15 protein-coding genes are annotated in these 22057 nt (G+C 58.0%); 1 reads left to right on the top strand and 14 read right to left on the bottom strand.

Annotation, left to right across the window (positions count from 1 at the left end; genetic code table 11):
- Positions 1-9: 9 nt before the first annotated feature.
- The 14 genes from dnaB to ACRTGH_RS02880 form a co-directional block, all read right to left on the bottom strand.
- The gene (dnaB, locus tag ACRTGH_RS02815) at positions 10-1335 is read right to left on the bottom strand and encodes a replicative DNA helicase (RefSeq protein WP_368846981.1); all 1326 of its coding nucleotides are present in this window, start codon (positions 1333-1335) and stop codon (positions 10-12) included.
- Positions 1336-3390: a Lon family ATP-dependent protease gene (gene lonC / locus ACRTGH_RS02820; protein ID WP_368846980.1), complete on the bottom strand. Its 2055-nt coding sequence runs from the start codon at positions 3388-3390 to the stop codon at positions 1336-1338.
- Between the two features lie 16 nt (positions 3391-3406).
- Positions 3407-3853 (bottom strand): 50S ribosomal protein L9, encoded by a 447-nt coding sequence (gene rplI, locus ACRTGH_RS02825; protein WP_368846979.1) that lies wholly within the window; start codon positions 3851-3853, stop codon positions 3407-3409.
- Positions 3810-5840: a DHH family phosphoesterase gene (locus ACRTGH_RS02830; protein ID WP_368846978.1), complete on the bottom strand. Its 2031-nt coding sequence runs from the start codon at positions 5838-5840 to the stop codon at positions 3810-3812. The genes rplI and ACRTGH_RS02830 overlap by 44 nt, the downstream gene beginning before the upstream one ends.
- A gap of 24 nt (positions 5841-5864) precedes the next feature.
- Entirely contained in the window at positions 5865-6818 is a 954-nt protein-coding gene (locus tag ACRTGH_RS02835; RefSeq protein WP_368846977.1) for a YybS family protein, read from the bottom strand.
- A 247-nt stretch (positions 6819-7065) separates the two neighbouring features.
- Complete coding sequence (locus tag ACRTGH_RS02840) at positions 7066-8706, bottom strand: L-lactate permease (RefSeq protein WP_368846976.1); 1641 nt, start codon at positions 8704-8706, stop codon at positions 7066-7068.
- 78 nt (positions 8707-8784) lie between these two features.
- Entirely contained in the window at positions 8785-10968 is a 2184-nt protein-coding gene (gene ldhH, locus ACRTGH_RS02845) for an L-lactate dehydrogenase (quinone) large subunit LdhH (protein ID WP_368846975.1), read from the bottom strand.
- Positions 10968-11585, bottom strand: coding sequence for a LutC/YkgG family protein (locus ACRTGH_RS02850; RefSeq protein ID WP_368846974.1), 618 nt, complete (start codon positions 11583-11585; stop codon positions 10968-10970). The genes ldhH and ACRTGH_RS02850 overlap by 1 nt, the downstream gene beginning before the upstream one ends.
- 306 nt (positions 11586-11891) lie before the next feature.
- On the bottom strand, positions 11892-13289 hold the full coding sequence (locus tag ACRTGH_RS02855) for an FAD-binding oxidoreductase (RefSeq protein WP_368846973.1): 1398 nt from the start codon (positions 13287-13289) through the stop codon (positions 11892-11894).
- On the bottom strand, positions 13286-14494 hold the full coding sequence (locus tag ACRTGH_RS02860; protein WP_368846972.1) for an FAD-binding protein: 1209 nt from the start codon (positions 14492-14494) through the stop codon (positions 13286-13288). The genes ACRTGH_RS02855 and ACRTGH_RS02860 overlap by 4 nt, the downstream gene beginning before the upstream one ends.
- A gap of 195 nt (positions 14495-14689) precedes the next feature.
- Complete coding sequence (locus ACRTGH_RS02865) at positions 14690-15481, bottom strand: electron transfer flavoprotein subunit beta/FixA family protein (protein ID WP_368846971.1); 792 nt, start codon at positions 15479-15481, stop codon at positions 14690-14692.
- A 297-nt stretch (positions 15482-15778) separates the two neighbouring features.
- Positions 15779-17272: a hypothetical protein gene (locus ACRTGH_RS02870; protein WP_368846970.1), complete on the bottom strand. Its 1494-nt coding sequence runs from the start codon at positions 17270-17272 to the stop codon at positions 15779-15781.
- Between the two features lie 88 nt (positions 17273-17360).
- Complete coding sequence (ptsP, locus tag ACRTGH_RS02875; protein WP_368846969.1) at positions 17361-19070, bottom strand: phosphoenolpyruvate--protein phosphotransferase; 1710 nt, start codon at positions 19068-19070, stop codon at positions 17361-17363.
- A gap of 176 nt (positions 19071-19246) precedes the next feature.
- The gene (locus ACRTGH_RS02880; protein WP_368846968.1) at positions 19247-19513 is read right to left on the bottom strand and encodes an HPr family phosphocarrier protein; all 267 of its coding nucleotides are present in this window, start codon (positions 19511-19513) and stop codon (positions 19247-19249) included.
- Between the two features lie 372 nt (positions 19514-19885).
- Here ACRTGH_RS02880 and ACRTGH_RS02885 point away from each other — a divergent pair, with 372 nt between their 5' ends.
- The gene (locus ACRTGH_RS02885; protein ID WP_368846967.1) at positions 19886-22021 is read left to right on the top strand and encodes a Yip1 family protein; all 2136 of its coding nucleotides are present in this window, start codon (positions 19886-19888) and stop codon (positions 22019-22021) included.
- Positions 22022-22057: the final 36 nt, after the last annotated feature.

Genomic DNA, 22057 nt, shown 5'->3' on the forward strand with positions numbered 1-22057 from the left:
CTCCTAGGGTCATTGTATACGCGAAAGGTCGCCAAACTTCGTGAACTGCTTGAGGAATGTGAGGTCCACCGTATCAACGGGACCGTTCCGGTGCTTGGCGATGATGACTTCGGTTATATTCTTGTTCTCCGTCTCGGGATCGTAGTAATCCTCGCGATAGAGAAACATGACGATATCGGCATCCTGCTCAAGAGAGCCGGACTCACGCAAATCGGAAAGCATCGGCCGCTTCACCTGACGCGCCTCCACGCTGCGTGAAAGCTGAGAAAGCGCGATGACAGGAACATCGAGCTCACGCGCGAGTGCTTTCAGGGAGCGCGAAATCTCGGAGATCTCCTGCTGGCGGTTGTCGCCGCTCTTGCTCGTGCGTCCCTGCATGAGCTGCAGATAGTCTATGACGATGAGGGAAAGCCCCTTCTCCGCCTTGAGGCGCCGCGCCTTGGAACGAAGATCCATGGCGGTGATGCCCGGCGTGTCGTCGATATAGAGCGGCGCTGCGGAAAGGCGGCTCGCCGTCTCAATGAGATGCCCCCAATCCTCTTCGTCAAGGTCGCCGACGCGCAGGCGCTGGGAATCGATCCGTCCTTCAGCGCAGAGCATGCGCTGCACAAGCTGTTCCTTGCTCATTTCCAAAGAAAAGAAGGCGACCGGTTCTTTCGCCCGCAGCACGACATGCGCCGCGATGTTCAGTGTGAATGCCGTCTTACCCATCGAGGGGCGCGCTGCAACGAGAATAAGGTCGGATTTCTGCAGGCCTGCCGTAAGCTGATCGAGATCGCGGAACCCTGTCGGCAGTCCTGTGATGGAGCCTTTGTTCTCATAGCGCTTTTCCAGCTGGATCAGGGTTTCCAGCAGGATGTCCTTTATGCCGGTAAAATCCTTGCCGCCCTTGCCGCCGGAAAGGCCGAGAATCCGCCGCTCGGCATTGTCCATGATCGTATCGACGGGATCCGCCTCTTCATAGGCCGTACCCACGATTTCCGTCGCTGTATGGATGAGCTTTCGGAGCTGCGCCTTTTCCCACACAATCTGCGCATGATACTGGACATTTGCTGCCGTCGGCACGGAGTTTGCAATGAGGGTGATCGCCGGTATGCCGCCGATCTTCGCCAAATCGCCGCTCTTTCGCAGCTGTTCCGTCAGCGTCACGATATCGACGGGTTCGCTGCGCTCCTTGATTTCCAGCATCGCTTCATAAACCAGGCGATGCGTCTCGCGGTAAAAATCCTCGGGAGAGAGCATTTCCGCAACAATCGTAACGGCGTCCTCCTTCAGGAGCATGGCGCCCAGGACAGCCTGTTCGGCTTCTACGCTCGCAGGCGGCATGCGTTCCATTCAGACGGCCTCCTTTTCCTTCGTCGTATCCTCCTGCACTGCAGCGCTGTCCGCCTTTTCTTCCGCCGTTTCTTTTTTCAGCGTCACGGTTTCCTGCGGCTTTTGCAGCCAGTCGGCCTCCCCGGGTTCGCCCGGTTCGAACAGGACGGCGAAGGCCTCCTCCGCTGTTTCCACAGCATGGATGTCCAGCCCCAGGTGTCCCTCGGGGATATCCTTGTCGTTCTCCTTCGGTATGACGAGCGTCTTGATGCCCGCCTGCTTCGCGCCGTAGGCCTTTTCAAAAACGCCGCCGACAGGGCGCACACGTCCGGCGAGCGAGATTTCTCCCGTCACGGCGACATCCTGGCGGATCCTCCGCCCCGTCACGGCACTCGCAAGGGCTGCGAGGATCGCCGTCCCGGCGCTCGGGCCGTCGATATTGCCGCCGCCGATGACGTTGATATGCACGTCATAGTCGTGGATGCTCTTTCCCGTCAGGCGGCGCAGCACCGAGGCGGCGTTGAAGACCGAGTCCTTCGCCATGCTGCCCGCCGTTTCGTTGAAGCGCACCTGCCCCTTGCCTTTTTCCTCTGCCGGGAAAACAACCGCCTCGATCTCGATGACGGAGCCCAAAAAGCCCGAAACGCCCAGGCCGAATACATGTCCCGCCTCCGGCTTCTTGGAAGCCTTCTTCGTCACGAACTGGTAGAGACGGCTGACTTGCGCTACCTCGTAGATATCCGCACGGCAGATCTCCACGGGTGCGCCGTCCTCCGTGCGGGCAAGCGCGAGGCTGTAAGCGTCGGCTAGGATGTTGATGGCCTTGCGCCCCTCTGTCGTATATTCGCTGATCAGGCGCACGACTTCCTCCGCCACCTCGACCTTGAGCTTCTTCGCCGCATTTTCCACGATTTCCTCGATGTGTTTCGGCGTCAAAGGCTCAAAGTAGATTTCGGCACAGCGCGAACGCAGCGCTGGATTGATATGCGAAGCGTCGCGCGTCGTCGCACCGATGAGTACGAAATCGGCCGGCGCCCCTTCTTCGAAAAGCTTCCTTATATAAGGCGGCACCTTTTCATCCGTATGGTCGTAATAAGCCGACTCAAAGAACGCCCGCTTGTCCTCGAGCACTTTCAGGAGCTTGTTCTGCAGCATCTCGTCCATCTCGCCGATCTCGTCGATGAAGAGAATGCCGCCGTGCGCCTCCGTCACAAGACCCGGCTTCGGCTCGGGTATGCCGCCGTCCGCGAGGTCGCGCCGCGCCCCCTGGTAGATGGGATCGTGCACCGAGCCTAGAAGCGGATTCGTCATATCGCGCGGATCCCAGCGCAGCGTCGTACCGTCCGTCTCGACAAAGGGCGCCTTTTCCCCAAACGGCGCATGCGCCTTCTTCTTCACGGCCTCAAGGACAAGCCGCGCCGCCGTCGTCTTGCCGACGCCCGGCGGCCCGTAGAGCAGAAGATGCTGCGGATAGGGCGAGGACAGTTTCGACTCAAGCGCCTTCACCGCGCGCTCCTGCCCCACGATTTCCACGAGCGTCTGCGGCCGCAAAAGCTCCATCACCGACTGGGTAAGATGAACCTTCTCGAGTTCCTCCAGTTCCTCGCGCTTCTTTGCCGCCTGCGGCGATTCGATCTCGCGCTTCTCCTCCTTCAGCACCTGCATCCGGATGTCCTGCACATAGTCCTGGTGGTTCTCCTCAAGCTTTTCCTGTATCTTCTGTTCGATCTTGTCTTCCAGATTGCGCCGCGCCATAATATCGGCAATGCGCTCCGAAAGCTCGATCAGGACGCCGGGAATCTCCTCGTCCGTCGGCACGCGCTCGATCGTCGGGTTCTCGTAGACGATGCGCTCCAAGGCAAGAACGCGCTCGCCGCGCACAGGCGAACGCATCAGGCGCATGGCGTCCATCTTGCCGGCCTTGATGACGAGACGATCCGAACCGGCCTCATCCGAAAGTATGGAATAGAGCGCATCGATCTCACGGTCGAGGCGGTCCCCCGGCTCACTGCCCGAGGCAGGCAGTTCAGCAGACGTCCGCGAGCCTGCAAAAAACCGTTTTAAAAATTTCAGCATAATACTTCTTCCCAGCTCACTCCGCGACGACCTGCACCTTGATGGTGCTCGTGATTTCCGGATGCACCTTGATCACAGCCTCATACTCGCCCGGACCTGTCACATCCGTCCGAAGGGAGATCTTGCGGCGGTCGATCTCGATGCCGTTCGCTTTCTTGAGCACATCTGCGACATCCTTCCCCGTGACAGAGCCGAAGAGCTTGCCGCCCTCACCCATGCGCACGGCGACCGTCACGCTGACCTTTTCCAGCTGCGCGGCCAAAAGACGCGCCTCGTCCGCCGCCTGCTGCTTCTTCCGCTGCGCGGAATTCGCCTTCTGCTTCGCCGTCTCGAGATTTGCCGCCGTCGCTTCAACGGCAAACTTCTTCGGAAGCAGGAAGTTCCTGCCGTAGCCCTCCGAGACCTCAACGATGTCGCCCTTACTTCCGACCTTCTTGATGTCCTGCTGCAATATCACTTTCATCTTGATCAATCTCCTCTATCTGTTTCAAACTGAGCTCTACGGCGCGTTTCTCGATATCGGCGAGCACCCCGCCCGCCACCTGCGCACCTGCAACATTCTGATGTCCGCCGCCGCCGAATTGCTCCATGATGACCTGCATATTGAGTTCGCCGGACGAACGGGCGCTGATGCCGACCTCGTCGTCCTTGATCTGGAAAAACACGAGGCTCATGCGAACGCCCTCGATGCGCAGCAGCGCATCGGCCACCTGTGCCGCAATCGCCGACACGTTCGGAATGACCTGCGGGCAGCGAGCCGTGATAAGGCCGCCCGGATAAAGCTTCGCCTCGGCTTTCGCCTTGGAAATCGCCATTTCCGTCTCGTAATCCGTGCGGAACAAATGCCGCACGACAACGGGATCGGCGCCGCCGCGCCTGAGATATGCTGCCGCGTCAAAGGTACGTATGCCCGTCTGCACGGTGAAATTCTTCGTATCCACAATGATGCCCGAGTAAAGCGCCGTCGCCTCGAAGCGCGAGAGACGAACCTCCTCGCTGAAATACATCAAGAGCTCCGTGACAAGCTCGCTCGCCGAGCTTGCAGCCGGCTCGATGTAAACCAAAAGCGGCGTTTTGATGAAGCTTTCGCCCGAGCGCCGATGGTGGTCGATGACGACAACCTGGTGGGCAATGCGCTCCAAGAGCAGCGGTGCGGCAACGAGATGCGGAATATGCGTATCGACAACAAAGAGCGCCGGATTGAGCGAATCGATGCTCTCCAGCTCCGATGCGTGCACGATAAGCCCCTCGTACTCGGGTGCACCCTCCAGCAAGTCAACAATCTTGTCGATGCCCGCGTTCATATCACTCAGGACGATATGGACGGGTTTTTCAAGGTCGCGCGCCATTTTCATGATGCCGATGGCAGCGCCGAAGCAGTCGAAATCCTCGTTGTGATGTCCCATGACGAAGACCTCGTCCGAATTCTCGATGATCTCCCGCACGGCATGAGCAACGACCCGCGCCTTGACGCGCGTATGCTTCTCGACCGCCTTCGCCTTGCCGCCGAAGAACTGGTTTTTGCCGCCCATGCGCACGACCACCTGGTCGCCGCCACGTCCCAAAGCGAGATCGAGCCCCGCCTGCGCCTCGCGTCCCAGCGCCTCCATCGCCTGTCCCTCGGCCACTGCCATGCCCATGGAGAGCGTCAGCGGCAGCCGATTCGAGCCCTGGAGCACACGCATGCGGTCGAGAACGTCGAAGTGTTCCTCCTGCGCACGATCAAGTGCCTTCCGTTCCAGCACGCCGACATAGAGATCGTCGCTGACGCGGCGCATAAACCCCCCGAGTCCCTTCATCCACTCGTCCAGACGACGGTTTGCCTCGAAGAGCAGTCCCGTCTGCTCCGACTCCGTCAAACCCTGCACGACCTCATCGAAATTATCGATCTGGATGTAGGAAAGCACCGTACGGCTGTCCTTGAATGCCTGGCGCATATCCTGAAAATCCGTGTAATCCTCGACATAGAGAGCCATCAGGCCCTTGAGATTGTCGGAAATGACGATGGGACGATACCGCACCTTGAAGGAGCGATCCTCATAAGACACGATGGTTTCGCCCGACGTCCCCCAAAAGGAATCGAGTTTCACCTCCGGCCAAAAATCCTGCAGGGCAAGCCCCACTTCCAGGTTACCGCCCAGATATTCCGCAATGCTCCCGTTCATCCATTTGATGCGTCCCACGGGATCCACGATCAGGATTCCCTGCGGCAGCCGCTCGATCGCGAAATTCATCACCTCGCTCACATTGCGCACAACATCGCAGCAATAGGAGTCAAAAGTGCGCTGGCGGTCACGGCAGCGCTCGCGCGAGAAAAGCGCGACAAAGAGCCAGACCACGAAAGCGATGGAAGCAACATAAGGATTGTACCAAGAAAGCACCAGCACAAGAGCCAGCAAGGCGGCAAGATAGATGCAGGCATCCATCCACGCCGATAGATTACGAGGCAATCAGCCCACCTCCTGAGAAAACATTTAACGCCGATTCATGAAGCGTCGGCGATAGTCAAAGTACATATCAAAAAGGCCGGTAAAAGCGATGAGCTGCATCAGGAATGTGCTCAGCACGGCAAAAGCAACGATTGCCCAACGCCAGAACGTACCGATGCGCCAGCGATCCGCCACATACCAAAAAAGGGAGAACCCCTGGATCAGACCGGCAAAAGCGGCAATGATATTGCCGTTCAGCGAGGCCGCATAAAGGAGATCGATATGGCGCGTGCCGCCCCAATAAAGCCCGACCAAAGAAAAACCGAAAAGGTAGAGGAAATACACGGAAAAGCGCCACTCGGAAAACGACGGCAGCTGCGGCGTCTCCGTCCTGAGACGGCCCAGCAGGAATGTCACCGCAGAAAAATTCAGCAGCGCCGCCATAGCGGATTCGGCAATAAAGATCACCGGCGCGATCAGAGCCACCGTTTCCAACATAGCGGACACCTGGCTTTCCATGGCCTGCACCTTCGCCGGAGGAAGGTTTCCCTGCGCCTCGATGGCCGATGCAACAGAAAGATACGACTCCCGCACGGCATCGAGGAACGGCATCAGCGGATCCACGCCAAAAGAAAGCGCCACGGCAGCAAGGGAAAGTCCCGTACCGCCGAGGGAAACGATGAACCCAAGGCGGACGAGGCGCTCTGCCGACCACTTGCGGCGCAGGCCGAAGCCCCAAAAAAACGCCATCGGCAGTACGAGGAAAACGGCATGAAGCGCACCCGCAAGCCCAAGCACAACAAAGAACACGGCAGAAGCAAGCGCCCCGCCGAGAAAGGCCCAGACGTACCCATGGCGCACAGCGAGTACGACAAGCGGCGCCGGCCAGACGAAGAGGCAGAGGACGCCGAAGAAAGGCACGAAAGGCGCCGCCAGTGCCAGAAGCAGAGCGAGCACAAGAAGCGCACCCCGCTCCTGTCCCTGCGTCATATCCCGCATCGTCAAACCTCCTCCAAATCAAGCCAAAGAATCCGACTGCTTCCCCATATTATATCATTGCAATACCCTATTATATCAGAAAGATGCCCGTATGTCATACTTTTTAGCAGAATCCTCCCATAAAAGGAAGCCATGCGGCAGGGAACGCGCTTTTCCAGCTGCTTTCACCGCCCCATCTTCTCTTGCCCCGGGACAAAAAAATCCCCGCGGCCGCAGCCTCGGGGATTTTTGGTGATTCGATCTTCTTTTAAACCGTTGGGGCAATACCAAGCTGAATTGCCACCAGCATGGTAATGATGCAGATTATGTAGTAAATTGCCCAAGGGATGATATCCGTTCGGATCAGCTTGCCCTCGATGCCCTTGATCGTGATGACGCCCGTCGTGGCGGCAGCAGCAACGATGTTGTTGATGCAAATCATGTTGCCGATCGCGCCGCCCTGATTCTGCAAGGCGAGGATGACCGTCGGCGGGATATTGAGGAGCTGCGCCGTCTGGAACTGCAGCGGGGAGAACATGATGTTCGACACCGTGTTCGAACCGAACATGAACGCGCCGACCGAGCCGATGAAGGTTGCGAAGTAGAAATAGTTGCCGCCCGCAAGCTCTGCAACGCCCTTCGCCATCGTCAGCAGCATGGAGTCAAGGCCGAGGCCGTTGATGCTCGAATAGCGGTACATGTAGACGAGACCGAAACCGAAGATCAGGGCGATGGTCGCACCATAGACCTGGTTTGCGGACTTCGAGAAGATTTCCTTGACCTGCGTGCCCGTGAGACCGTAGAGAGGAATCGAGAGAAGAACGATGAGGATGAACGGCGCGACGCCCGGGTTGTTGAGGATCGCGAAGTTCCATGCAGCTTCCGGAACGCCGAGGATGCCCTTGACGGAGATGACGACGCTCTTGATGGGTCCCTTGAGACCGAGCTGCGGGATGCGCGTGAGGATCAGCCACAGCGAAACGAAGAGGTACGGAATCCAAGCCTTGAAGAGCGACATGTGCGGAATATCTTCCGTCCTCTTATCCTTCTTCTCGTCACTCTCAAAGCGCCAGATCGTCTTCGGCATGAGGAAGCCGGCTTTCGCAGCGCCGATGAGCACGAAGATCGTGATGGCGGCAGCCGTCAGCGACGTAATCTCCGAGCCGATGAACTTGGCAAGGAGGAGGAAGAAGATGTCAAAGACGACAGCGGCAAAGAGGCAGAAGGGCAGCACAGGCAGAGCGTCCATGAAGGACTTGTTCTTGCCGAACATGCGCGTGATGATGCCGACGACGACGAAGATGATGAGGAGCGCACCGACGGCCATGCCGAGCGCCGAGATGAAGGAAAGGCTGAGCTTCCATGCCTCGAAGTCGGTGACACCGATCGTGGGCAGCATCTCCTTGACGATGTCAGCTGCCGCATTCGTCGGCGTACCGGCTGCACCGAAGGGAACCGGCGTCGAGTTCAGAATCAGGCAGGAGATCGCAGCTGCCATCGGAGGAAAGCCCAAGCCGATCAGAAGAGGCGCCGCAATCGCCGCCGGCGTGCCGAAGCCCGCCGCACCCTCGATGAAGGCGCTGAACGCAAAGCCAACGATGATGAGCTGGATGCGTGCATCCTCGGTGATGCCATTGAACATGCCCTGGATGCGGTGCATAGCGCCCGCCTTGTCCAGCATGTTCATCAGCAGGATCGCGCCGAAGATGATGAGGAGCGTATCAATAGAGCCGAGAAAACCCGCCACAGAATATGCAGCGATGTCCAAAACCTTCATTTCCCATGCAAAATAACCGATAACGACAATGACTGCCCAAGCGATCGGCAGAACCTTCTTCGCTGACATGTTGAAGACAACGGTCAGCACAATGGTCAGCAGAATAGGTACTGCTGCGAGCAAAGCTAACATGAATTTTCAACTCCTATCCAGTTTTAAAAGGTGTGGGAAATGCCGGCAGTACCGGCATTTCCCTGCAATTGGACTGCATCAGGCACGGCTTCCCCTTGCTGCGATATTCTCGGCGAGAATATCCGCGACGTGCTTGACCTTGATGTTCGGCGCCTGCTTGTCGAGACCGCCGCCGATCTGCATCATGCAGGCCGGGCACGCAACCGCACAAACCTGTGCGCCCGTGTCCTTGATGTTGTTGACTTTCTTCTCAAGCAGCGGCATCGAGATCTCGACGTACTTCATGCCGAAGGCGCCCGCCATGCCGCAGCAGTGGTCGGCGTCCTTCATCTCCACAAAGTCGACGCCCGGCGTCGCCTCAAGAAGGGCACGCGGCTCCTTGTAGATGCCAAGACCGCGGCGGATGTGGCACGAATCGTGGTACGTGACCTTCTGCCCGCCGGCGGCTGCCGGCATCAGACGGCCTTCTTTCTCGTAGATCTCCGCGACGAGGCTCGTGAACTCGCGAACCTTGCTTGCGAACGTCTTGACCTTTGCGAGCATGGAAGAATCGCCCTCGAAGATCTCGACGTACGTCTTCTCCAAGGTTTCCGTGCAGGTCGGGCAAGCCGAGAAGATCACATCGGGGTTCAGCGCCAAGATCGCCTCGATGTTCTTCTTCGCGAGCTTCCTTCCCGTGTCGCGGTCACCCATGCCCATCGCCGGCTTGCCGCAGCAGCTCTGATCCTGCGGGAAGAAGACAGCGACGCCGGCATCCTGCAGCACGCGCACGGCATTTTCCGCCGAATCGGGGAAGACGAAGTCCATGTTACAGCCCGAGAAGAATACGGCTCTCATCTTCGGGTTCTGCGGATTCGCCTTCTCAAGCTCCTTGGCGCGATCGCGGAACGGCTTGTCGGCGATAGCCGGCAGACTGCGGTTGTCCGTCATCTTCGCGAAGAAGAGCGGCAGATGGCGGATAAACTTGCCGCTCTGCATCGGCTTCTGCGCCTTCGCGCCAATCCTCAGAAGCGTGTGGAAGATCTTGCGGTTCGTGAGGATGTTTTGGAACACCGTCTTTTCTGCAAACGGCATGCCGTGTTCCTTCACGTTCCTCGAGCGCAGCTCGTCGATGATGTCCGGGATGGGGATCTTGCCCGGGCAGATCTGCACGCACTTGCGGCAGCCTATGCAGAGATCGCTGAACTTCGAGAAATCCTTAAGACCGTTGTCCAAAAGACCCGTGAGAATCGCCCCGATACCGCCGGAGTAAATATGCCCGTAGACGTTGCCGCCGACGAGTGTCCAGATCGGACAGACGTTGAGGCAGGAGGCGCAGCGCACGCACTGATAGACCTCATTGAGCTTCGGGTCACGCGCAGCTTCCAAACGGCCGTTGTCCAAGAGAATGACGTAGAGCTTGCGATCCTCCTCGACCCACTTGCCGTCTTTCTTGTAGATGACAGGCGTCGGACCCGAGATGAACGTCTCGTAGCTCGTCGCTTTCTGGCACGTGCCGTTTCGCGGCAGGAGGCGCAGGATCTTAGAAATATCTTCAACCTTCGGGATGAGCTTCTCATAGCCGATGAGAACGACGTTGATGCGCGGCAAAGTCGTCGCGATGCGTGCATTTCCTTCGTTCGTCACGAGTCCGGTCGCACCGTTCTCGGCGACGCCGAAGTTCGCGCCCGTGAAGCCGAGATCCGCCTGCATGAACTCTTCGCGCAGCACTTGACGCGCCGTCTGAACCATGAAGGGGATGTCGCTCGGAATGTCCTTCTTCAGCTCCTTGGAGAAGAAGCCCGCGCACTGCTCGCGATTCAAGTGAATCGCCGGCATGACCATGTGCGACGGGTGCTGTCCCGCGACGGAGAGCATCCATTCGCCCAAGTCCGTCTCGCGAATGTGGATGCCGTGTGCCTCGATGTCTTCGTTGAGGCGGATCTCCTCACTCGCCATGGACTTCGACTTGACGATGCGCTTGACGTTGTTCTCCTTGCAGATCTTGAGGAGGTAATCCTTGACCGCCTGCCCGTCCTTCGCACGGTAGACCACGCCGCCGCGCTCGCGAACAGAAGCCTCGAACTGGTCGGCGAGCTGGTCGATGTGCTGCACAGCATCGTGCTTCATCGCGCGCAGATCCTCGCGCAGAGCCTCGATGTCATAACCCTCGTACGACTTCAGGCGAGCACCCGGATACTGCTCGGCGAATTTGCCGAGAGCGCCGCGAAGAATCGGATCATGCAGTTTCTCGTCAATCTCTTTGCGCAGATTACGTGCCATCAGCCCTCACTCCCTTTCATGTTCTCGATCGCGATGACGAAGAAACGGCTCGGGCCATGCACGCCGAGCGTCAGCACGCGCTCGATGTCCGCCGTGCGCGACGGTCCTGTGATGAATCCGACGTAGCCGCGCTTATAGACGCGTGCGATGATCTTGAGCGCCGTCGTGAGGTTTTCCGTCATGTAATTCGCATTGACATAGACTGCATGAACCGGCGGCAGCATCCCTGTGACACGCGCCTCGTAGGAATACGTATCGACGCAGACGCCGCCCGTCTCACCGACGCCGAACTCTGCGACCGAAAGGCCGAGATCCGCCGTCGGAGCGTTTTCAGCAAGCTCGAACTTCTCCGTATAGATCGGTACTTCCGGCGTAGAAAGCTCGTCATAGATCTTCTGGATCTCAGGGTCATCCGCACCGCCTGTTGCAATGACCTTCTTACAGTTGAACTCCTTGATGAGCTCCGCCGTCTTCGCCTTGGCCTCGGCATAGTCTTTCACGCGAAAGACTTCTGCAGCGGCCAGTGTGGCATTCTTTTCAAAATCGTCCCAATACTTCGCATTGATGAGTTCGTCATCAAAGGCTTCCTTGGGCCAGTTCTGACAGACTTTGAGCATGTTCCATCCTCCTTGGATATCCTGAATCGGTTCAGAAATAGATGATATATATTATTTCCTAAGAAGTTCCCTTCCCCCACAGACGACGCAAGCGCCGTGCAGGAGGCGGCCCGCACGGCGCTCACATCGGCAATGGCGGGAAAGGTGATTCTTGGCATGGTTAGCTAGGCACATATTGACCGGCAGCCCCAGCAAAGCGCCGGGGCACATCCGATCCTTTCAGCCCGGTTCCCCATGAAACCCCAAGCGGTCAAGCCCGAAGGCGCAGACCTCTTGGCCGTTTTCATGTTTGTACGTGCAGTTTTCTCAGAACAGCTTCGTCGGATTCAAGATGCCCTTCGGGTCGAACGCCCTCTTGATGCCGCGCATGAGCTCGATCTTCTCGGGTGCATAGTTCTCGCCCATGTAGGACATCTTCGCGAAGCCGACGCCGTGCTCACCGGAAACGAGACCGTTGAGCTCACGGGACTTCTTGTACATGCGGTCCATGGCCTCTTCGAGGTTCTTCTTCCACTCCTCGTCGTTCATATCGTCACGCAGGATGTAGATATGGAGGTTGCCGTCACCCGCATGGCCGAAGCTCTTGATACGGATGCCCATGTCCTCGCGCACCTGATGCACGTATTCAACGAACGTGTTGACGCGGTCACGCGGCACAACGCAGTCGACCTCGTCCATCTCCGTCGTCGAACCCTTGATCGCCTCGAGGAACGCACCGCGCGTCTTCCAGATCGGCGTCTCGCGCTCTTCCGTATCCGCGATGAAGAGGTCGATCGCACCCTGGTCGAGGCAGATCTTCGCGACATCGTCGTAGGTGCCCGAAATCTCCTCCGTCGAATTGCCGTCGAACTTCAACAGCAGATAGGCGTCCGCCGTCTTGTCCGGGAACTTCATGCCCAGGTACTCTTCGGCGTCCATGATGACCTCGCGCTCCATGAACTCGACGGCCGTCGGAATGACCTTCGAACGCATGATGACGGGCACCGTGTCGATCGCGTGCTTCAATGTCGGGAACGGCACGAGCAGCGTGACCGTCTTCTTCGGCAGCGGGATCAGCTTCAGCGTCGCCTTCGTGACGATGCCGAGCGTGCCTTCCGAGCCGATGATCATGTCCTTGATATCGTAGCCCGTCGAATTCTTGACGACCTTGCCGCCGAGATTCATGACCGTGCCGTCCGCCATGACGACTTCCAAGGCACGGATATAGTCGCGCGTGACGCCGTACTTGACAGCGCGCATGCCGCCGGCGTTCGTCGCAATGTTGCCGCCGATCGTCGCGGATTTCTCGCCCGGATCCGGCGGATAGAAAAGTCCATGCGGCTCGACATAGGCATAGATTTCCATGATGAGCACGCCCGGCTCAACCGTCAGCGTGAGGTTCTTGTCATCGAGCTCAAGGAAGTGGTTCATGAGCGTCGTATCGATCATGACGCCCTTGTGCACGGCAACGGCTGCACCGACAAGGCCCGTTCCGGCGCCGCGCGGCGTCACCGGCAGATTGTTGTCGTAGCAGTACTTCATGACCTTGGAAACTTCTTCCGTCGAGAGCACGCGCACGACGACATCCGGGTAGTGTGCCTCGGCACTGAGCTCGTCATGGCTGTACTCTTCCTTGATCTCGTCCTTCCAAAGAAGGCGCTCGCGGTCAACGATCTGGGCAAGCGCCTCTAAGTCTTTTTCCTCGAAAGTCTTGTAGTTACTCATGCTACAACGGCCTCCCCTTTCTTGATCTTTTCAATCAGCTGCGGGACGATCTCATAGATGTCCCCGACAATGGCATAGTTCGCCACATCGAAAATCGTAGCCTTCGGATCCGAATTGATGGCGATGATGTTTTCCGAATTGTTCATGCCGGCGACAAACTGAATCGCGCCCGATACGCCGCAGGTGATGATGAGCTTCGGGCGAACCGTACGGCCCGAAAGACCGATCTGATGCTTCGCATCGAACCAGCCGCCCTCCATCATCGGACGCGTGCAGGCGACCTGACCGCCCAGAAGCTCTGCAAGCTCCTCGATCATCGCGAGGTCTTCCTTCTTCTTGACGCCGCGGCCTGCGACGACGAGGACTTCGGCGTTCTCGATGCTCTGCTCCTTCGGCTTCTTCGTCGTGCCGAGCACGTCGACGCGGTTCTTGAGCTTCTCCGGCGCCACCGTGAACTCCTCGACCTCGCCGGAGAGCTCCTCGCTCCTCTCGGGAGCGTTCATGATCTTATAGCGCACCGTACACATCTGCGGACGATGGTTCGGCGTATGAATCTCCGCCATGATGTTGCCGCCGAATGCCGGGCGGATCTGGACGAGATCCGTGTTTTCCTGCATATCGAGAATCGTGCAGTCCGCCGTGAGACCCGTCTTGAAGCGGGCGGCGATGCGCGGTGCGAGCTGACGGCCGACCGAGGTCGCGCCGACGAGGATCGCCGTCGGCTTCACCTTGTTGATGAACGCTTCAAATGCCGACGTGTACGTCTCGATCTTGAAATACTTGAGCTCAGGGTTGTCACAACAGAAAACTTTGTCCACACCGTAGTGCCTGAGTTCATCGACGCGGTCCTTGATGTCGCTGCCAATGAATACTGCATACACGGGATGGTTGATTTTTACCGCGAGCTCCTTCGCCTTGCCGATGAGTTCGAACGTGACCGGATGGATCACGCCTTCCTCGTGCTCGACGTAGACGGCAATTCCCTTCCAGTCGTCCTTATTGACCGAGGGTTTCACCTCGTCCTCGACGAACTCCATGACGCCCGCAGGCCCCTTCTTCACACACAGCTTACAGAGTTTGCAGCCCGCATTGATTTCCAGCTTGCCGTCGACGTTCTCAAGAGCGTTGAACGGGCAGACGGCAATGACCTCTTCCATAATCTGCGCACTGGTGATTTTGTCTTGATGGACAACGAGTTTCCCCATTTGCATTTCCTCCAGTTCTTTTTCTTCGACTCTCACAAAGCACGCTTCTGCACTTCATGAGCAGTGTTCGGCTTTCCTTTACAGAAGATTGCCCTGACCACCAAGGTCATCCGGTCTGAAAGACACGGGCCGACGGGGCGGTTTTACATCAGGGCGGCGCACAATGTCCGAAAAGCGGACGCCTGTGCGTGCAGTTTACGCGATGAACTTCTTCTTCTTCAGCATGCCGATGATCTTGTCCGAAACCTCTTCCGCCGTGCCTGTCCACGAAACCTGTTCCTTGTCGGACGTCGGCGGGAAGATGCGGCTGACCTGCGTCGGCGAACCGTTCAAACCATAGTGTTTCTTGTCCTTATCGTCCATATCCTGGAGCGTGAACATCGGGATTTCCTTATCTTCCGTCGCCTTCTTCTTGAGGTACGACGGCAGACGCGGCTGCACGATATCCTTCTGCACCGTGATGAGGCAGGGGAACTGAACCTTCAGATGCTCGATATCCTGTGCCATTTCCATATCGACCACGAGCCCGCCGTCCTCGACGCCCTTGATCTCCTTGACGTTGCAGACGCTCGGCAGATCGAGCGCTTCGGAAACCTCTGGCCCCACCTGCGCCGTATCGCCGTCCGTCGTCTGCAGGCCGCAGATGATCAGGTCGAACTTGCCGAGCTTCTTGATGCCCTGCGAAAGCGTGTAGCTCGTCGCGAGAACATCCGCACCGCCGAACGAGCGGTCGGAGATGATCGCGCCTTCGTCCGCGCCCATGGCAAATGCTTCATAGATGACAGCCTTTGCCTGCGGCGGTCCCATCGTGATCACGCTGACGCGTCCGCCGTACTGTTCCTTGAGCCGCAGACCGCATTCGAGGGCAAACAGGTCGTACGGGTTCATCTTGGAATCTGCGCCGTCACGCTTCAAGACGCCCGTCACCGGATCGACTTCAACTTTGTTCGAGCCCGGGACTTGTTTGATACATACAAGAATTTCCACAATTACCCCTCCGTTTATGATTCTATCGTTAAAAAGCCCTACCTGTTTATGATACTATAAACCCGTACAATAGGCAATAAAAATTTTTCGGATTTTTTCGGAAAGCCTCTCTTTTATTCGCGTTCTCTCTTGCCTAAAGACAGCAACAGGCCTTGGGGCCTTTCTCAGTGTATACAGTATTCGCCGGCGTTTTCTAAAACCCTTCTGAAAAAGAAATGATTTTCCCACAGCTCTTTTTATCCCTTAAATAAAAAGCGGCAAAAAAGCGGCCCGCACAATACGGGCCGCTTCCTGCAGCTATTTTTTCTTTTTCTCCCAGACAAAGGACGCGCGCGGTCCCTGCGCATCATAAAATTCAATCGGGGCGATCGTCAGCTCTCCGTCTTTCTTCCGTATAGCATCGGTGCGGACGATATAACCATCGCCGAAATCAATGACCGCATCGCCGAATTTGAGGTCGCGCCAGGCGCTGTCAAAACTGCCCGAAAGGCTCTGGAAGGGAACGATGTAGCGATATGTGCCGGGTCCGGAATAAAAGGATCCCTTATACTCCGTGCGGCGTGAATTGCCCGTGGAACTTATCGTGATATCGAGCGCCACCTTGCAGTCTAGCATCGCGTGCGGAAATCCTTTGGTCGCCTCGAGACCTTCGCCGTGGCCGTAGAGATGCCAATAGCGCGTGTCGAGATCGTAATCGCCGTGCGCCGCGAACTTGCCGCCGAAGACATCGGCCGTAACATTCGTGAAGTCAAGCCGCGCCCCCTGCCAGCGGACGTTGCCCACGACGTTCTTGAAGGGAATGCCCGGCAGATTGAGGCTCTTTATGCGCACGACGCCGTCCCCCTCGAGATTATCCAGCGGGCCCGTGAAGCGGACGGCAAGCGTCATCTTGTCGCGCATCTTCATGCCGATATCCAAGGAACCCGGATCGACCTCGCTGACGAGAACCGAAAGATCTGCCGTCGGCACCGCCTCGCGCATATTCACACTGCCGTTGAGCGTGACGCCGTTTCCCGCCATCGTACCGCCGAGTCCCACGACAGAACCCTTGACCCCGACATCCTTCGACGTATTGATGTCCGCGTGAACCTCCATGCCCTGCAGGAGGTAATGACGGCGGCGGTAAAAAAGCTCCCCGCGGCAATTTTTGAGCGTAAGCTTCAGCCGCAGTTTCTTCCCCTCGCGGTCGAAATTGCGCAGGCGGCGGCGCAGCACCTCAGCACGCTCTTCGCGCGCGGCTTCGCCGCGAACCTTGAGCTCTGCCTCGCTCATGTTCTCGCGCTCCGCGCTGCCCATCGTCGAGCGCTCTTTTTCTTCCCGCTCCTTTTTTTCGAGCGCCGCTTCTTCTGCGGCGTCAAGCGCAGGAGAATGGCGCAGGAAATCGAGCTTCATATCATCGTCGAAAGCCAGGGAGAGCACAGCACCGTCGAGCGTCAGCTCCTGGATCGTCGTCGATTTCAAATTGCCCGTCAGGACATCGTAGGCGCGTGCGCGGAAACTGCCGCGCGGCACGGCGAGGATGAGGCCGCCCTCAGGATCTCGCCACTCAAGATTTTCGAAGCGCACCTGTCCCAGCACGTTCGCATGGAGGCGCTCCACCGTCACCGTACCGCGCAGCATCGTCTGATCCGCCATCGCATGGTTGAAGATCAATGCGGCGCTGCGGCTCAGAAAAAAGAGGTCGGCAAAAAGAAAGAGCACTGCGAGAACGGCAAAAATCGCTAGGCCGTACAAAACTTTTTGCCGTCTGCCCTGCGGCCGCGGCAAGTGCGATACGAGCGGCAAGCGCATGACGTCGCCTCCTTTTCTTCAAAACGAAGAGCCTGCCGCTGCGCCAAGCGCAGCGACAGGCCATGCCTTGCACAGATGCAGCGGCGTCTCAGGCAAGAACCTTCTGGAGATACGCCTTGATCTCCTCGCCGTCCTCCATCTTCATCACATCGGCCAAAAGCTCCTTGGCCTGCACGGAAGAAACGGAACGGATCTTTTCCTTGACGCGCGGAATCGACGGGGCGCTCATGCTGAGCTCAGACAGCCCCATCGCCAGCAAAAGGACAGCCGCCAAAGGATCGGAAGCCATCTCGCCGCACATGCCGCACCATATCCCGTTGTCTTTCGCGGCCTGCGCCGTGCGCTGGATGAGGCGCAGAACAGCCGGATTGAAATGATTGTAGAGATAGGAAATGCTCGAATTTCCCCGATCGACAGCGAGCGTGTACTGCACGAGGTCGTTCGTGCCGATGCTGAAGAAGTCGACATATTTCGCAAGTTCGGGCGTCATGATGGCGGCTGCCGGAGTCTCGACCATGATGCCGACCTGCACGTTCTCGGAGAAGGCCTTGCCCTCATGCGAAAGCTCGAGCTTCGCCTCCTCGACGAAATCGAGGACTTTCTTGAACTCGGCGACGTTGATGACCATCGGCGCCATGATGGCCGCCTTGCCGTAGACGCCGGCACGCAGGATCGCCTTGAGCTGCGGCAGGAAGAGATCCCTTCTCTGCAGGCTGATGCGAAGCGCGCGGTAGCCGAGGAACGGGTTGTCCTCCGGCGGGATGTTGAGATAGGGCAAAGGCTTGTCGCCGCCGATGTCCATCGTGCGGATCACGCAGATCTTGCCGTCGCATTTCTCTACCGCTTCCTTGTATGCCTTGAACTGATCTTCTTCCGTCGGAATATCCTGACGTCCCATGAATACGAATTCGGAGCGGAAGAGTCCGACGCCCTCCGCACCGTAAGTGAGCGCCGCATCGACGTCCATATGGTTGCCGATGTTGGCGCAGAGCTCGACGCGTACGCCGTCCCTCGTGACGGCAGGCAGAGGCGCAAGCTCGGCGTAGTACGCCTTGCGCTCCTCCTGCTGCTTGATCTTCTCGCGGTAGTCCGTCAACGTCATCTCATCGGGGCGCACGAGGATGTCGCCGCGCTCGCCGTCGATGATGACGAGGGCGCTGTCGGGAATCTCCCCGAGCCGCTCGCCGATGCCGACGACCGTCGGAATCGCGCGCGCCTTGGCAATGATGACAGCATGGCACGTCGTACTGCCCTGCCCCAAAACCACGCCCGCGATCTTGTCCGTCGGGATGTTGGCGATGACGGACGGCTCGATCTCATGACCGCAGAGAATGACGGGATCATCGCCGATTTCCGGCTCCTTGACGCCGAGGATGTACTTGGCGATGCGCTTGCCGACATCGCGGATATCCGTCGCGCGCTCACGGAAATAAGCGTCATCCATCTGCTCGAAGATCGCCGCCTGCTCCTTGGCCGTGTCCAGGACAGCCAACGGGGCATTGGCCAATTCCTCGACCTTCGTATGCATCGTCTCTTCCATCATCGGATCCTGGGCGAGCATGCGATGCGCTTCAAGAATAGCCGCCTGCTCCACCATATTCTTTGCCTGCAGCGTCTTGATATTTTCCTGCAGCACAGCGACAACAGCCTTGACGGCATCCTTGATCTTCTGGTTTTCGATATCCTTGTTGCCGGGCTGGTAACCCTTGAGATAGCCGTCGATATTCTGTCCAGCCATCATGATCCTGCCCACCGCGATACCGGCAATGACCCCCTTGCCGCGCAAACCTTCTGCCATACCTTTCATCCCCCATTCCATCGCTTTGCAAACATTTCATCCATTCCAGCGATGCGTCCCCCTCCGGCGTCCGCACCGAAAAAAGGCAGTCCGGGGCGCAAAAAGCCGCGCCCCGGACCAGTTTCCGGAAAACATCGGCCCGTCAGCCGAATCTGCACTCCCGGAACGTGCTCTTCTTACTCCTCGCCGAACTTCGTCTCGATGAGTTCCTTGAGCGCCGCTACGGCCTCGGCCTCGTCCGGGCCGTCCGCCGAAATCGTGATCTCCGTACCCTTGGAAAGGCCGAGGCTCATCAGCATGAGGATGCTCTTCGCATCGGCCGTCTTCCCCTTGGCCTGCACCTGCACCTTGGACTTGAACTTCGCTGCGGTCTGCACAAAAACGGAAGCCGGGCGCGCATGGATTCCTGTCTTGTTCTCGATGGTCAATGTTGCTTCTGTCATTTGAATCTCTCCTTCAGGTTGCATTTCTCCAGACATTGTTCCTCTAAGTTATTCGCCGTCGGCGGGGATTTCCCCTTTTGGGCGCAAAACTTTTTTTGCAGCATCCGCTGCTTTCTTCCTAATTATACTTGATTTTTCTTCTCCGGGAAACACCCCTGCACTTTTTGCTGGAAAATCCCTGCAGCAAAGAAGACGCATCGCTGCGCCGCGAAGGATTTTCTGCCACATCAGTTTTTTTAAGAAAAAGGAAGGATTTCAGGCAAATACGTCGAAATAGCTAATGTCAGGGGTTCTGCAAGCATCCCTGCACCCTGCGCCGGCCTGCAAGGCCGCGCGCGGAAAGACACTGATAAAAAAGCGTGGTGATAGGTATTGACGTTTTTCCTGCTCGCTGCAGCTATCATGGCCGTGAGCATTCTTGTGCTTCATAAAGCCGCAAATTTTTTTGGCTGCAAAATCAAGTATAAGTCTTTGTTGCTCTGTGCAGCCATGGCCTTTCTCGTGAACTTCGCGGCGCTCAATATCTCATCGTTCCTGACGCCGATGCACTACTGGCTGATCCTCATTTTCGTACTCGCGACATCGCTTTTGGTCACGTTCTACAACGCCTATCTCCTCCATCGTGAGCGCCGTCTCGCGGCCGCCATGGCCGCCATCCACGGCGAGGAAGCACCGCCTGGGGAAGCCGGGGAGGCTCCGCCTGCAGCAGACACAAAAGAAACGTCCGCCAAAGAGACGCTCGAAGCCGAAAAAGAGGAAGAAGACGCCGCACCTCCGGAAGAAATTCCCGAAGACGCGGAACAGGAAGCGGCGCAGTCAGCGCTCCCGACGGAAGAAGCAGATTTCACTCCCGACGGCTTGGCAGAGGAAACGGCAGACGAAGAGGCGATTTCCGCCGCCGAACCCGAAGAAGCTTACTGGGAAGAGGCCTATGCAGCGCAGCGCCAAGATTCCGACGATGCGTCGACCACGGCCATCATGCAGAAAATCACCGCCGAGCTCCCGGGCGTCACCTTCACCGACACGGTAAACCCGCTGTTCGGAGCGGTCGACACGGAAGAAGAACAACCACCACCGCCCTTTGACGAGACGGCAGAGGAAGAAGCGCCGCCTGAGCCGACAGCCGATCTCCCCGCCGAAGCGGCAGAGACCGAAGACGCTCCCGCTTCCTTTGATGAAGAATACGCGGAGCCCGAGGCGGTCTGGGAGGAATCCACAGCGGAAGATCCTTCCGGCGAAGAAATCGATCTTGCAGAGCCGGCTGCAGAAGCAGAGGAAACGGAAGGCACGGTCTTTGAAGAAGCGCCGGAAGAAGCCCTCGAAGAATATGAGGCAGCCCCTCCGGAGCCATACGAGCCGGAAGAGGAATTCCCTGCAGCAGAAGACGAAGCATCGTTCAGCGAAGCGTCTGCTGCAGCGGACGGCGCCGACGAAAATCTCTCGCCGGAAGGGGCGGACACAGCCGCTCCCCCTGCCGAAACTGACGAGGCGTATGCGCTCGAGGATACGGCAGACGGCTTTGACGAAGCATCTCCGGAAGCGGACGAACCTGAAGAGGAATTCTTCGATGAGGCCGCTGCAGCAGACGAATACGGAACAGAACCTGCTCCCGCCGAAACCGAATCGGACGAAGCGGCATACCTTGCCGAAGAACCCGAGCCAGACGAAGCGGCATACGCCGCCGAAGAAGGCGAATCCAACGAAACGGCAGATTCGGTCGAAGAAACCGAGCCGGAAGAGGCCTCGTACTTCGCAGACGAAGCCGTCCCGGACGAAACGGCAGAGGAAGAGGAATACGCCGCCGCAGAGCTTGATGCTTCCGAGGCGGACGCATCGGAAGAACCCTTGTGGGAAACGCCTGCCGAAGAGGACGAAGTCCTGCCGGAAGAAACCGGCGGCTTCGCCGAGGAAGAGCCGGACCTTCCCGCCGCAGAAGAGACAGAAGCCAGCCCGGATGAAAGGGAAGAGCTGCCTGTCGAAACGCCTGAAATATCCGAAGCCGATGCCCCGGATGCAGACAGCGGCGAGGACCTCGACCTCGAGCCCGCCGCACCGCCCTCGGAAGAGGAACGCCAACGCGCCCGTGAAGAACTCAAGGAGCTCACACAGGCTGTCAGCCGCCTCCATACCATGGACGACTATCTCGACTATGCCGAAGAGCAGGCAAGAAACCGACAGCACAGACGCGCCATCTTCGCCTACAAACAGGCGCTCGGCCTCTACTGGGACGACGACTACGCGCCTTTCATCGCCATCAATCTCGGCAACACCTACAAAGAGACCGGCGATTACGGCAACGCGAGCGAGACGTACAAAACAGCGCGCGACCTGCCGGCGGCGGCAAGAAGCGAGGCCATGCAGGAGGAATTCCAACGCAATGCCGACTACCTGCACACCGTTGACCATATTTTGCACAAACACGATATTGCCGGAACGCCTTTTGCCGAAATACCTCCCGAAATCTTAAGTGAAATTGAGAGTGCTTTCCAGAAGGCCCATGAAACATAAAAGGTATCTTGAAGGGTAATCATTTACATTTACATC

Origin of the sequence: Selenomonas oralis (assembly GCF_051603425.1) — a bacterium.
Lineage (GTDB): Bacteria > Bacillota > Negativicutes > Selenomonadales > Selenomonadaceae > Selenomonas > Selenomonas sputigena_A.

What these genes read in the sequence shown, in the direction of transcription:
- ACRTGH_RS02850 (WP_368846974.1), bottom strand. Translation starts at nt 11,585, where the DNA reads ATGCTCAAAGTCTGTCAGAACTGGCCCAAGGAAGCCTTTGATGACGAA.
- dnaB (WP_368846981.1), bottom strand. Translation starts at nt 1,335, where the DNA reads ATGGAACGCATGCCGCCTGCGAGCGTAGAAGCCGAACAGGCTGTCCTG.
- ptsP (WP_368846969.1), bottom strand. Translation starts at nt 19,070, where the DNA reads ATGGCAGAAGGTTTGCGCGGCAAGGGGGTCATTGCCGGTATCGCGGTG.
- lonC (WP_368846980.1), bottom strand. Translation starts at nt 3,390, where the DNA reads ATGCTGAAATTTTTAAAACGGTTTTTTGCAGGCTCGCGGACGTCTGCT.
- ldhH (WP_368846975.1), bottom strand. Translation starts at nt 10,968, where the DNA reads ATGGCACGTAATCTGCGCAAAGAGATTGACGAGAAACTGCATGATCCG.
- rplI (WP_368846979.1), bottom strand. Translation starts at nt 3,853, where the DNA reads ATGAAAGTGATATTGCAGCAGGACATCAAGAAGGTCGGAAGTAAGGGC.
- ACRTGH_RS02840 (WP_368846976.1), bottom strand. Translation starts at nt 8,706, where the DNA reads ATGTTAGCTTTGCTCGCAGCAGTACCTATTCTGCTGACCATTGTGCTG.
- ACRTGH_RS02870 (WP_368846970.1), bottom strand. Translation starts at nt 17,272, where the DNA reads ATGCGCTTGCCGCTCGTATCGCACTTGCCGCGGCCGCAGGGCAGACGG.
- ACRTGH_RS02835 (WP_368846977.1), bottom strand. Translation starts at nt 6,818, where the DNA reads ATGCGGGATATGACGCAGGGACAGGAGCGGGGTGCGCTTCTTGTGCTC.
- ACRTGH_RS02860 (WP_368846972.1), bottom strand. Translation starts at nt 14,494, where the DNA reads ATGGGGAAACTCGTTGTCCATCAAGACAAAATCACCAGTGCGCAGATT.
- ACRTGH_RS02880 (WP_368846968.1), bottom strand. Translation starts at nt 19,513, where the DNA reads ATGACAGAAGCAACATTGACCATCGAGAACAAGACAGGAATCCATGCG.
- ACRTGH_RS02855 (WP_368846973.1), bottom strand. Translation starts at nt 13,289, where the DNA reads ATGAGTAACTACAAGACTTTCGAGGAAAAAGACTTAGAGGCGCTTGCC.